The sequence below is a fragment of the Candidatus Latescibacter sp. IFSED24 genome, from assembly GCF_058273205.1.
This window is the reverse complement of sequence record NZ_CM177850.1, coordinates 2,646,325-2,659,474: the sequence shown is the minus strand read 5'-3', so window position 1 is coordinate 2,659,474 and position 13,150 is coordinate 2,646,325. Positions and strand designations below refer to the sequence as shown.

At 69.9% G+C, this 13,150-nt stretch carries 11 protein-coding genes; all 11 read left to right on the top strand.

Annotated elements, in window-relative coordinates; translation table 11 throughout:
• The 11 genes from trkA (at window position 1) to IFSED24_RS10620 (ending at window position 12,853) form a co-directional block, all read left to right on the top strand.
• Window positions 1-1,344, top strand: coding sequence for a Trk system potassium transporter TrkA (gene trkA, locus IFSED24_RS10670; protein ID WP_491335048.1), 1,344 nt, complete (start codon window positions 1-3; stop codon window positions 1,342-1,344).
• Window positions 1,341-2,789 carry a TrkH family potassium uptake protein gene (locus tag IFSED24_RS10665; protein ID WP_491331450.1) on the top strand — a complete coding sequence of 483 codons (1,449 nt, stop codon included), beginning with the start codon at window positions 1,341-1,343 and terminating at the stop codon, window positions 2,787-2,789. The genes trkA and IFSED24_RS10665 overlap by 4 nt, the downstream gene beginning before the upstream one ends.
• Window positions 2,790-2,824: 35 nt before the next feature.
• Entirely contained in the window at window positions 2,825-3,511 is a 687-nt protein-coding gene (locus IFSED24_RS10660) for a hypothetical protein (protein ID WP_491331449.1), read from the top strand.
• Window positions 3,512-3,581: 70 nt separating this feature from the next.
• Entirely contained in the window at window positions 3,582-4,400 is an 819-nt protein-coding gene (locus tag IFSED24_RS10655; RefSeq protein WP_491331448.1) for an NAD+ synthase, read from the top strand.
• Window positions 4,397-5,128: a 16S rRNA (cytidine(1402)-2'-O)-methyltransferase gene (gene rsmI, locus IFSED24_RS10650; protein ID WP_491331447.1), complete on the top strand. Its 732-nt coding sequence runs from the start codon at window positions 4,397-4,399 to the stop codon at window positions 5,126-5,128. The genes IFSED24_RS10655 and rsmI overlap by 4 nt, the downstream gene beginning before the upstream one ends.
• Before the next feature lie 6 nt (window positions 5,129-5,134).
• Window positions 5,135-5,887: a CDP-alcohol phosphatidyltransferase family protein gene (locus tag IFSED24_RS10645; protein WP_491331446.1), complete on the top strand. Its 753-nt coding sequence runs from the start codon at window positions 5,135-5,137 to the stop codon at window positions 5,885-5,887.
• Window positions 5,884-6,549 (top strand): dTMP kinase, encoded by a 666-nt coding sequence (gene tmk, locus IFSED24_RS10640; protein ID WP_491331445.1) that lies wholly within the window; start codon window positions 5,884-5,886, stop codon window positions 6,547-6,549. Before IFSED24_RS10645 ends, tmk begins: the two co-directional genes overlap by 4 nt.
• 64 nt (window positions 6,550-6,613) lie before the next feature.
• Window positions 6,614-8,353 (top strand): S41 family peptidase, encoded by a 1,740-nt coding sequence (locus tag IFSED24_RS10635; protein ID WP_491331444.1) that lies wholly within the window; start codon window positions 6,614-6,616, stop codon window positions 8,351-8,353.
• A 134-nt stretch (window positions 8,354-8,487) separates the two neighbouring features.
• Entirely contained in the window at window positions 8,488-9,174 is a 687-nt protein-coding gene (locus tag IFSED24_RS10630; protein WP_491331443.1) for a hypothetical protein, read from the top strand.
• Between the two features lie 243 nt (window positions 9,175-9,417).
• The gene (locus tag IFSED24_RS10625) at window positions 9,418-10,221 is read left to right on the top strand and encodes a BtpA/SgcQ family protein (RefSeq protein WP_491331442.1); all 804 of its coding nucleotides are present in this window, start codon (window positions 9,418-9,420) and stop codon (window positions 10,219-10,221) included.
• A 61-nt stretch (window positions 10,222-10,282) separates the two neighbouring features.
• Entirely contained in the window at window positions 10,283-12,853 is a 2,571-nt protein-coding gene (locus IFSED24_RS10620; protein ID WP_491331441.1) for a CotH kinase family protein, read from the top strand.
• Window positions 12,854-13,150: the final 297 nt, after the last annotated feature.

Genomic DNA, 13,150 nt, shown 5'->3' with positions numbered 1-13,150 from the left:
GTGATCATCGGGGCCGGGGCGGTGGGCTACGACCTCGCCCGGAACCTCAGCGCCTCCGACCACGACGTGGTGCTGGTCGAACGCAACGGCGACGTGCTGGCCAAGGCTCAGGAGACCCTCGACTGCCACTTCGTGCAGGGCAGCGGGGTCAGCCCGGCCAACCTCGAATCGATCGGCATGAAGGATTGCGACCTCTTCGCCGCCGTGACCAACCTCGACGAGATCAACCTTTTGGCCGGCCTCACCGCGCACCGCCTCGGCGCCAAGGTCAAGGTGGTCCGCGTGCGCAGCGAGGAGTACTACCAGAGCGGCCGCACCGTCTTCGAGGGCATCGACCTGGCCATCAACCCCGACCACGAAGCCGCCCACGCCATCCGCGAGATCCTCTTCCGCGCCGGCGCCCGCGAGGCCTACCGCTTCGCCGGCGGCCGCGTGCGCGTGGTAGCCTCCACCGTGGAGCCCGACAGCTACGTCGCCGGCAAGAGCCTGCGCCAGATCAACCAGGAGCTCAGCGGCTCCATCGCGCTGGTGGCCGCCGTGATCCGCGACGACGAGACCCTGATCCCCAAGGGCGACACAGTCCTGCAGCCAGACGACACCATCTACTTCACCGGCACGCGCCGCCTGGTCGACCGCTCGCTCTACTACGTGCACGCGCAGCAGGAGCCGCTGCAGAGGGTGATGATCGTGGGCGCCAACGCCATGGGCCTCGAGCTGGCGCGCGATCTGCTGGCCGCCAAGGTCAAGGTCAAGCTGGTGGACCCCGACCCCGAGCGCTGCCGTCTCGCCAGCGAGCAGCTGCACCACGCCCTGGTCCTGAACATCGACCCCGTGGACACGGCGCCGCTGGAGGACGAGGGTATCGGCGAGATGGACGGCTTCGTGGCCGTGGGCCGCGACGAGGAGGTCAACGTCTTGAGCTGCCTGCTGGCCCGCCGCCACGGCGCGGCCCGCACGGTCTGTCTGGTGAACCGGGCCGATTACGTCGAGCTGCTGCCGCAGCTGGGCATCGACGCGGCGGTCTCGCCCCGACGCTCCACCGCCACCTCCATCGCCCGCTTCGTCAAGCGCGGCGCGGTGATCTCGGCCGAGCAGCTGGGTTTCACCGGGGCGGAGATCCTGCAGTACCGCCTCGAGAAGCACCACTCCGCGGTGGGGGTGCCGCTGCACCAGCTCAACTTCCCCAGCGACGCGGTGATCGGCGCGGTGATCAAGCGCTCGGGCGTGGAGACGCCGGGCGGCCAGACCGTGCTCAAGCCCGGTGACGAGGTCCTGGTCTTCTCGCTGCCCACCGGCCTGCAGGCCGTGGAGCAGTTCTTCTCCGGCGGAGCCAAGGCGTCGTGAACATCAGAGCGGTCATCCGGGTTCTCGGGTTCCTCCTGTCGGTGACGGCGATCAGCCTGCTGCTGCCAGCGGCGATCTCGGCGCTCTACCGCGACGGCGACGCCTGGTCGTTCCTCGTCTCGACGGCGGGCGGACTGGCCCTCGGGGCCGGGATGTGGTTGCTGGGCACCGACGCCCGCGAGATCCGGGCGCGAGAGGGCTTCGCCGTGGTGAGCCTGGGCTGGCTCGCGGTGGGTCTGCTGGGCGGCGTCCCCGCCTGGCTCTCGGGCCAGATCCCCGCCTTCACCGACGCGGCCTTCGAGTCCATCAGCGGCTTCACCACCACCGGCGCCAGCATCCTCACCGACATCGAGGGCCGCAGCCACGGCGTGCTCTTCTGGCGGGCGTTGAGCCACTGGCTGGGGGGCATGGGCATCGTGCTGCTGGCCCTGGCCATCCTGCCGCTGCTCGGCGTGGGCGGCATGCAGCTCTTCCGTGCCGAGGTGCCCGGGCCCGTGGCCGAGCGCCTGACCCCGCGCATCAGCCAGACCGCCAAGCTGCTGTGGGGCGTCTACCTGGTCCTGACCGTGCTCGAGGTCGCGGCCCTGATGATCGCCGGCCTCTCGCTCTTCGACGCGGTCTGCCACGCCTTCGCCACCATGGCCACCGGCGGCTTCTCCACGCGCAACGCCAGCGTGGGGGCCTACGGCAACCCGGCCGTCGAGTGGATCATCGTCGTGTTCATGTTCCTGGCCGGGACCAACTTCACGCTCCACTACCTGGCGCTCACCGGCAAGCTCAAGGCCTACGCCCGCGACGACGAGTTCAAGTTCTACGCCACGGTCCTCCTGCTCGCCTCGGTGCTGGTCATCATCCCGCTCTTCGCGGTCAATCTCCTACCCTCGGCTCACGAGACCATCCGCCACGGCGTCTTCCAGGTGGTGTCCATCATGACCACCACCGGCTTCGGCACCCACGACTACCTGCTCTGGCCGCCGGTGGCGCACGCCGTGCTGCTGGTGCTGATGGCCGTGGGCGGCTGCGCCGGGTCCACCGGCGGCGGCATCAAGGTCATGCGGCTATTGATGCTGATGAAGGTGAGCAAGCTCGAGCTCAAGAAGCTGGTGCACCCGCGGGCGGTGCAGACCCTGTGGTACAACGGTCGTGCGGTGCCGGTGGGGCTGGCCACCAACGTGCTGGGATTCTTCCTGCTGTTCATGCTGGTCTACGTGTTCGGGATCGTGGCGCTGACGCTGGGAGGGCGCGACATTGTCACGGCCGTGGGTGCCACGGCGGCCACGCTGGGCAACATCGGTCCCGGACTGGGGTCGGTGGGGCCGGCCTGCAATTATGCGCATTTCCTGGCCTGGGAGAAGTGGCTGCTCGTGTTCTTCATGCTCGCCGGCCGTCTCGAGATCTACACGGTGCTGGTGCTGTTCCTGCCCGAGGCCTGGCGACGGTCGTAGAGCGACCGCATCATGACGATTCAAGGAGAGACATCATGTCGAAACACTGCGTACTCGGCCTGCTGCTGGCCACGGTCCTCATCCTGGCGGCCCCCGCCGCAAACGCCCAGCGCCGAGCCGGTGTGGCCGTGCGCCATCCGGGAGACGAGGCCATCGACCTGACGGGCTACTACGGCTGGATGTGGGGCGGGAGCATCGGCACCAGCCTCGGCACGCTGCGCCAGGATTCGGGCGAGAGCTGGGGCCTCGCCCTGGACATCCCGGTGGACCGGGCGACCTGGGTCGAGGTCTCCTACGGCCACCAGGGCAGCAAGCTGGTGCTCGACCGCGTGGGCAAGACCGACCTCACCAGCATGGGCGTGGACTACTGGCAGCTGGGCGGAGTGCGCGGCGTGCCGCGCGGCAATATCATCCCCTACCTCGGCGCCACCCTGGGCCTCACCCACTACAGCCCCGACGCGGACGTGGTCGTCATCGAGGGCACCGAGTACGCCATCGATTCGGCCACCAAGTTCTCCATCGCCATCGGGGCCGGCCTCAAGGCGTTCTTCGGCGAACAGGAGCGCGTGGGGCTGCGCGCCCAGTTTCGCCTGCTCAACACCATCTACTCGTCGGGAACCGGGATCTGGTTCGGCAGCGGCGGCGGCGGGATCTCCTTCAACGGTTGGGGCGTGTGGAACTACGAGGTCGCCGGGGGACTCGTGGTCCGCCTGGGAAAATGAGCGGGACTTTTCACGGAGGCGCGAATATCTTGCCTCTCGGACCTCTCGTCCACCGAAGGAGTGCATCCCCATGACCAGCGACCTCGCGCTCGACCGGCCCGACTGGGCCCTCGATCCCGCCGCGACCGCCGACCAATGCGCCTCGTTCATCGCCGAGACCGTGGCCGTCACGGGCCTCGACGGCGTGGTCGTGGGCCTCTCCGGCGGCATCGACTCGGCCGTGGCCGCCGGGCTGGCCGTCCAGGCCCTGGGTCCCGCCAAGGTCCACGGCGTGTGCCTGCCCTACAGGACCAGCAACCCCGACAGCCTGGCCGACGGCCTGGCGGTGGCCGAGAACCTGGGCATGCCCGTGGAGACGCTGGAGATCACCCCCTTCGTCGACGCCTTCCTCGCCCAGCGCCCCGACGCCGACCCGATCCGTCGCGGCAACGTCATGGCCCGCGCGCGCATGGTCGCCCTCTTCGACACGTCGCAGCAGCTCGGCCGGCTGGTCCTGGGCACCGGCAACCGCACCGAATGGCTCCTGGGCTACACCACCCTGCACGGCGACGAAGCCTGCGGCCTCAATCCCGTGGGGCAACTTTACAAGACCGAAATCCGTCTTCTGGCTGACCACCTCGGCCTGCCGCGCCAGGTCCTGACCAAGCGGCCCAGCGCCGACCTCTGGGAGGGGCAGGCCGACGAGGACGAACTGGGCTTCAGCTACGCCGAGGCCGACCGGCTCCTGCACCACCTGGTGGACGAGGGGCTCCAGCCGCGGCAGCTGGCCGCGCTGGGCTTCGCGCCCGCACTGGTCGAACGCGTCTCGGCCCGGATGCGCGCCCAGGCGTTCAAGCGCCTGGCCCCGCCGGTCTGCGGCTTCGGCCGCCCGAGCCCGGACCAGACATGAGCGAGCGCTCGGTGCCGCTGCCCGCGGTCGAGCTCGACCCGGGCACCTGCTGGCTCGTGGCCACGCCCATCGGCAACCTGGGTGACGTGAGCCTACGCGCGCTGGCGGTGCTCGAGGCCTGCGACGTGGTCTATGCCGAGGACACGCGCCAGACCCGGAGGCTGCTGCAGCACTTCGGCCTGGCCAAGCAGTTGGAGGCGTACCACGACCACAACAAGGACCGGGCCGTGGGACGCATCGTCGCGCGCCTGGAGGGCGGCGAGACGGTCGCGGTGGTCTCCGACGCGGGCATGCCCTGCGTCTCGGATCCGGGCTTCACGCTGGTGCGCGCGCTGCGCGCCGCGGGTCTAGGCTGGAGCGTGGTGCCGGGACCGTCGAGCACCCTGGCCGGGCTGGTCCTGGCGGGTTTCGAGCCCGACCGTTTCGTGTACGCAGGGTATCCGCCACGCAAGAAGGGTGCGCGGGCCCGCTGGCTGGAGGAGTTGCTGGAGCTGCGCTGCACGGTGATCCTGCTCGAGAGCGTGCACCGGATCCGGTCGACCCTGGAGATCCTGAACGAGGTGGCCCCCGGCTGTGAACTGGCGATCTGCCGGGAGATCACCAAACTGCACGAGGAGACCCTCCGCGGCGACGCGGCGGCGCTCCTGAACCTGATGACCGGCCAACGCCTGCGAGGGGAACTCGTCCTGCTCCTGCGGGGTAAAGGCGAAGCCGACGGCGGGGAGTGAAAAGCGATGGATCTTGGCAACTGGAAAGACGAGGCCCGCGAGAAGGTGCGGCCGGTGATCCTGACCCTCGACCGCTGGGGCTTCAGCCCGCTGGCGGTGACCATCGTGGGCCTGGTGATCAGCCTGGTCGGCGCCTGGCTCGTGGCCGAGGGGCACCTCTTCCTGGGTACCCTGATCTTCCTGCTGGGCTCGGCCTTCGACATGCTCGACGGCGGCCTGGCTCGCCTTCAGGGCACCGCCAGCCAGCGAGGCGCCTTCCTCGATTCGGTCCTCGACCGCTTCGGCGAGGCCGCCTACCTCACGGGCATCGCCATCTACTGGATGGGCCGCGGGGGCGAAAACTGGGAACGCGGGGTGATCCTGGTCCTGGTGACCATGTTCGGCTCGCTGGCCACCAGCTACGTGCGCGCCCGCGCCGAAGGTCTGGGCGAGACCTGCTTCGTGGGCGTCCTGCAGCGTACCGAGCGGGTGATCCTGCTGGGTGTCGGCGCGTTGCTCGGCCCCATCATTCTCTACGGCGTGCTCTGGGTCCTGGCCATCCTCACCCTGGTGACCACCTTCCAGCGCATCGCCCACGTGGCGGGCAAGCTGCCGGGGCCCGACCCCGAGGCCCGGCGCGAGACCGTGCCGCCGGCGCCGGCACCGGAGCCGGCACCGGAGCCCGAGCCGTCCGCGGTCGAACCACCGGACAAGCTCGAGCCGGAGGACCCGCCCGCGGCCGAGACCGAGACCGAGTGGGATCCCGAGGAGCGTCCGTGACCACGACCAGCACCAACGAACGCCGCCGCCGCGGCCTGCTCATCACCTTCGAGGGCCCCGAGGGCAGCGGCAAGACCACGCTCATCGCCTCGCTGGTGGCGCACCTGCAGGAGCGGGGCTGCGAACCGCTGGTGACGCGCGAGCCCGGAGGCACCAACATCGGCGAGCGCATCCGTAGCATCCTGCTGGACCTGGCGTCGCGCGAGATGTGCGCCGAGACCGAGCTCCTGCTCATGGAGGCCAGCCGCGCCCAGCTGGTGCGCGAGAAGATCGGTCCGGCGCTGGAGGCCGGCATGATCGTGCTCTGCGATCGCTACGCCGACGCGTCGGTGGCCTACCAGGGCTTCGGCCGCGGACTCGGCGACAAGCTGGTCGAACGGTTCAACGCCTTCGCCACGGGCGATCTGGCGCCCGATCTGACCTTCCTGTGCCTGCTGCCTCCGGCCGAGGGCCGCGCGCGGCTCAAGCAGCGGCACACCGACCGCCTGGACCGCGAGGACCTGGAGTTCCACCAGCGGGTCTACGAGGGGTACCAGGCGCTGGTGGCCTCGGGACAGCCGCGTCTGGTGACCCTGGACGCGACCCAGCCGCCGGCAACCGTCTTCGAGCAGGCCCTGGCTCATCTGGGGCGTCTGGAACACGGTTTGCTTAAATTCCTCTGAACCCCCACGGCGGGCCGCCGATCGGTCCGCCGCGCAGGGCGTTCTGCAACGAAGGACGGCACGCATGCAGCGTTTTCCGAGACACTTGATCTTCACCCTGGTCCTGGCGGTGGTCCTGGGGGCCGCCGGCGGCTGGGTGGCGGCCGGCGCCCTCGAGGACGGCCAGACCGCCGATCCCCGGACCAAACGGGAGAAGCAGCTCGAGGCGGCCGAGCTGATGATGGACGTGTTCGACCGCGTGATGCTCAACTACGTGGACGAGATGGAGCCCCGCGACATCGCCGAGGCGGCGATCAACGGCATGCTCGAGCAGCTCGACGAGCACTCGGTCTTCCTGCCTCCGGTCAACTACGAGGACCTGATGATGTCCACCGAGGGCGAGTTCGGCGGCCTGGGCATCACCATCCAGCCGCGCGACCATTACCCCACGGTGATGTCCCCCATCGAGGGCACCCCGGCATACTACATGGGCGTGCAGGGCGGCGACCAGATCATCGAGATCGAGGGCGAGAGCACCTTCGACTTCTCGAGCCAGGACGCGGTCAAGAAGCTGCGCGGCCCCAAGGGCACCAAGGTGAACATCACGCTCAAGCGGCCGGGCAGCGAGAAGCCCATCCCGCTCACCATCACGCGCGACATCATCAAGGTGGAGAGCGTGCCCTACGCCTTCATGATGGGTGACATCGGCTACATCCGGATCCAGAACTTCTCGCGCACCACCGCCGACGAGCTGAGCCAGAAGCTCGACGAGCTCGACGACGCCGGCATGAAGGGCCTGATCCTCGACCTGCGCTGGAATCCCGGCGGCCTGCTCGAGGCGGCCAAGCGCGTGAGCGAGCTGTTCCTCGAGCGCGGCACGCTGCTCGTCTACACCAAGGGCCGCCTGCAGGCCAACAGCATGAGCTTCTATTCCGAGCGGCGCGGCCAGGTCTACGAGAAGGTGCCCATGGTCGTCATGGTCAACCATTCCTCGGCCTCGGCCAGCGAGATCGTGGCCGCCGCGCTGCAGGACCACGACGCGGCGCTGCTGGTGGGCAAGACCACCTTCGGCAAGGGGTCGGTGCAGACGGTCTTCCGCCTCAACCAGGAGGAAGCGCTCAAGCTCACCACCGCGCGCTACTACACCCCGTCGGGCCGCAGCATCCACAAGGATCGCGACACCGAGGGCCACCACCTCAACGCCGACAATCCCGACGCCGACGCCGAGGCCCTGGCCGAGCCGCTCGAGCCCGCGCCCGAGGATCGCGAGATCCCGCGTTTCCAGAAGGAGCAGTTCCGGACCGACAGCGGCCGCGTGGTCTACGGCGGCGGCGGGGTCACCCCTGACATCGAGATCGAGCAGTCGCTGCTGACCGATTTCGAGGCGGCCGTCGAGCGCGACGGGGCGCTGTTCGCCTACGCGGTGGACTACGCCAACCAGAACCCGGAGCTGCCCCGCGACTGGACCCTGGACAACACCTCGCTCGCCGAGTTCAAGAGCTACCTGGGCGAGCGTGAGAACCTCGACGAGTTCCTCGGCGTCTTCGATCTGACCCTCAGCGACTCGCTGCTCACGGCCAACGAGGACTTCCTCCGCTGGGGCGTGCGCCGCGAGGTCATGCGCAAGCTCTACGGCGCCCAGGCCGCGTTCCAGGTGGCCATCGAGGAGGACACCCAGCTGCACGAGGCGCTGGACCTCTTCCGGAAGGCCAGGGACCTGGACGACCTCCTCGCCCTGGCCCAGGCCTGGAACGAGGAGGAGATGGCCCGCGCGGCGGCCGATTCCGCCGCCACGGCCAGCCCCGAGACTGTGCACGCCGACTGACCCGGCGACCCGACGATCAACCCCGACGACCCCGGCCACCTCGGTCGGGGTCGTCATTTCTGCGCCGCAGGATCTCGACGCAACGCGCGTTCATGTCCAGGACCCCACCTCATTCCCGGAACGAAAGGCGTGTCATGGATCGCGTGCAGCATAACCTCCTCATCCTGGCCGCCTGCCTGGTCCTGACGGGCCTGTCCGGCGCCGAGACGACCACGGCCGAGACGGCCGCGATCGAGATGCCCGTCGACCTGACCGGCGTCTGGAACCTGGACGAGAACGCCAGCGACGATCTGCAGGCCCAGATGGACCAGCTCATGGACGAGATCCGGGAGCAGATGGCCCAGAAGCGGGGCAGCGGAGGCGGCGGTCGTGGCGGCGGCATGGGTGGGCCTGGCGGCGGCATGGGCGGTCGTGGTGGCGGTATGGGTGGGCCTGGCGGCGGCCGGGGCGGTCCGCCGAGCGAAGAGGCCGGAGCCGAGGCTCCCGGCCGCACCGGCACCCGCGACCTGGCCACGGCCATGCGCCAGCTCCTGATCACCGTCAACGGCGACCAGATCGAGATCATGGACGGCACGGACCAGACCCGGGTCTGGACCCCGGACGGTCAGCCGGTGGTCGTGGAGGGCCGCGGCGGCGGGACCACCGAGGTGGCCTGCTGGGACGGCAAAACCCTGGTCCTGGAGACCAGGGGCGGCCGCATGAACGTGGAACGTCGCCTGCATCTGGCCGCCGGCGGCAAGCAACTGGTGGCCGACGTGACCATCACCGTCCCGCAGTTCGACGAGACGGTGCAGGGCAAGCTCGTGTATGCCGGCATCTAGCCAGCGGTGTTTCTTCTGGGATCCGTGGGGGCACGGATCGCTGTCCAGCCATTATCCCCGGGGGGTTCTGCTCGCAGGCTATCCAGAACCCCCGGGGGTTAATACTCGCAGTCTAACCACCCACCCCCAGGTGGCACGACCAACAGCCCATTCCCAGACATCCCGGCCCCCCGCTCACCATCCAGGTGACCCCCACCCCGCCATATGCCATAATCCCGCCGAACCCCAACCCCGGAGCCGACCATGCCGCTGCCCTTCCTGCCCGACATCGCCACCCCCGCCGCCATCGGCATGATCCACGTCCCGGCGCTTCCCGGCACGCCCGGCCACGAGCTTCCCATGGCCGATATCGTGGCGCGGGTCACCGACGAGGCCGAGATCTACGCCGACCTGGGGATCGACGCGGTCCTGCTCGAGAACATGCACGACGTGCCATACCTGCGCGGGCAGGTGGGGCCGGAGATCACCGCGGCCATGACCGCGGTGGCGGCGCTGGTGAGCGAGATCGTGGCCGGGCCGGTGGGGGTCCAGATCCTGGCCGGCGCCAACCGGGAGGCGGTGGCGGTGGCGCTGGCGGCGGGGCTGCAGTTCGTGCGGGTCGAGGGGTTCGTGTTCGGCCACGTGGCCGACGAGGGGTGGCTCGACGCCTGCGCCGGCCCGCTCCTGCGGTACCGCCGCCAGATCGGGGCCGACCACGTGACGATCCTGGCCGACATCAAGAAGAAGCACGCCGCCCACGCCGCCACGGCCGACGTCTCGCTGGCCGAGACCGCCCGCGCCGCCGCGTTCTGCGGGGCGGACGCGCTGGTGATCTCCGGCGCGGCAACCGGCGCGGCCACCGATCCGGCCGACCTGGCCGAGGTGCGTGGCGCCTGCGACCTGCCCGTGGTGGTGGGCTCGGGAATCACCGGCGAGAACCTGGCCCGCTATCTCGCGGCCGACGCGGTCATCGTGGGGTCGGCGCTCAAGGCCGGCGGCCACTGGCGCGGCGCCCTCGACCCCGGGCGGATCCGGAGCTTCCTCGAGGGCCTCCACGCACAACGCTGACATCCCCAGACCATCATCTTGTGCTATAATTGTCGGGGATCCACACAACCAGGGGTACGACATGACGCACAGGATCTTGACCCTCGGCCTGCTGTTGCTGGCCGTCGGCGCCGCCGCCGGCGACCTCACGGTCGTGCGGGGCTACCGCCAGGTCTGGGAAGGCGACGACTGGCCGCCCGCCTCCTTCTTCGAGGGTGGCCTGTCGGTGGATTTCGTGGGGGAAGCCACTCTCGACCTGGCCTATCCCCAGCCGGGCGTGCGGCGGGTGGACGAGCACACGTTCACCACCTTCTTCGACTGGTCGGACATCGAGCCCGTGCTCTTCACCTTCCTCGACGGCGACGGGATCACGCACGAGATCACGGTCAGCCCGATCCCCGATCCACCCGATCCGGCGGCGCACGAGTTGCCGCTGGTGAACGTGACCTGCGAGCCGGCCGCGCTCTGGGATCCGGTCACGGGCATCTACTGCTACGGCGAGTCCTTCCCCCCGAACTGGAACCAGCGCGGCGATCTCTGGGAGCGCACGGCCAACTTCGCCTATTACGACCCCGCCAATCAGCTCGTCCACGACCGGGTCATCGGCCTGCGCATCCACGGCGAGAGCAGCCGCGCCTACGCCCAGAAGCCGCTGCGCTTCTACTTCGACCACCACGGCATCCCGGAGACCGTCGTCGGCTCCTTCTTCGGCGAACCGGACGAGCCCTTCGCGCGGCTGATCCTCCGCTCGGCCGACGCCCCCGATCAGTTCTTCTGCGATCCGCTGGCCTGCGAGCTGTTCGCGGCGCTGGGGCACGAGGTGAGCCGCTGGCGGCCCGTGGTCGGCTACCTCAACAACGAGTACTGGGGCCTCTACCACCTGCGCGAGCGGCTGGAGGACAAGTGGGCCGAGCTGACCGTGGGACTCACCGGCGATTACGACATGATCAAGGACGGCCAGGTCGAGCAGGGCTCCGACGCCGACTGGCTCGCCTTCCTGGCGGATGCGATGGCTTGGGAGGATCCCGAGGACCACGCGTTCGTCGAGCTGATCGAGGCCAACCTCGACGTGTCCTCGTGGCTCGACTGGCAGCTGGTGAACATCACCCTGGCCTCGGCCGACAACGGCGGTGCCCGCAACCTGGTCCTCCTGCGGCCCGAGGGCGGGGTCTGGCGGTTCGTGATGTGGGACGAGGACCTGGTGCTGCGGCACAACAACCGCGTCCACGACTTCTTCACCTTCTTCGCCTCGAGCACCGCCGAGGAGTTCGCCGCCAACCGCCCGCCGGACTACTTCCAGGAGTGGGGCAGCAGCGTCACCAGCATGTTCACACTCTTCGCCAAGGCCATGGCCAACCCAGTGCTGCGGCGCACGCTGCGCGACCGTTGGCAGGAGATCCGCGCGGGCGAGCTGGCGGGCGCCGCCATGCGCGACCGTCTCGACGCCGTGGTGGCGGCGCAGATGTCCGAGGCCGACGCGCACATGGATCGCTGGTCGTGGCCCGAGACCCACGACTTCGAGTATCGGCACGGGCAGATCCGCTGGATCCTGGGCCAGCGCGACGGCGTGGTCGATGCGCAGTGCGCGGCGTTCCTCGCCGCGCGCATGCTGCCAGTGGAGCTGACCGAGTGGTCGGCCACGCGCAGCGAGGGCGGCGTGGCCCTGGCCTGGCGCACCGAGCAGGAGATCGACACCGCGAGCTGGACCATCGCCCGCGCGGACGCCAGCGAAGGGCCGTACGAGGTCGTCCTCGAGGGCATCGCCGCCGCCGGCGACACGAACGAGCCCACCACCTACACGGCCACCGACGCCACGGCGCCGGTCGACGCCGCCTGGTATCGCCTCACCCACGTGCTCGGCGACGGCACCGAGAAGACGCACCCCTGGACCGTGGGCGTGCCCGGCCCTCCGCCCACGGTGGTGCTCAACGAGTTCCTGGCGAGCAACGACACCACCAACGCCGACGAGACCGGCGCCTTCGAGGACTGGGTGGAACTCTACAACCCCGCCGACGAGCCGGTGGACCTGGGCGGCTACGGCCTCACCGACGACCTCACGCTCCCCGGCAAGTGGCACCTGCCCGCGGGCACGGTGATCGAGGCCGGCGGGCACCTGCTCGTCTGGTGCGACGACGACCCCGCCGACGGCCCGCTGCACGCCACCTTCAAGCTCTCCGCCGACGGCGAGGAGCTGGGCCTCTTCCGGCCGCTGCCCGGCGGCGGCTACGAGCAGCTCGACGCCCACGTCTTCGGCCCCCAGCTCACCGACATCAGCGAGGGCCGGCTCGAGGACGGGCACGACACCTGGACCACCTTCACCACGCCGACCCCGGGCCAGCCCAACGGCGCCGTCTCGGCGGTCCCGCCGCCGGCTGGCCTCGCTCGCGATCTGCGCGTGTGGCCCAACCCGGCCAACCCTGGCACCAGCGTGGTCTTCCGCCTCGAGGCGTCGGCTTCGATCACGGTGGCGGTCTACGACCTGGCCGGCCGGCACGTGCGGACCCTGGCCCGGGGCGCGCGGCCGGCGGGTACGCACACCCTGCGCTGGGACGGTCGCGACGACGGCGGCGCCACGGTGGCGGCCGGCGTCTACCTCGTGGCGGTGGCCGACGGGCGGGGACGGCTGGTGGAGCGGGTGGCGCTGGTGAAATGAGGCCGGGCCGCCAGCTCCTGCGGCCGTCCCGGTAGGCTGGCGGCGGCCAGTGCTGCGCGGAACAGGATGCGCCTGATCAGCCACCCAGCAGCGCCATCGTTCCCTGCGATGGTGAGCGTGGAGTCCCCAGCCCTGGCAGGATGTCGTGCACGGGGCGGCCGGGGACTCCAGGAAGCCCAGCCGACACCGGTCAAGTTCGGTCCTCAAGGTAAAGAGAGGACAAATACCTGGTATCAATACCGTTGATTTTCTGTACGAGCGGCGTGCGGCCGGAACGAGGATACGGGGTGGGAATCA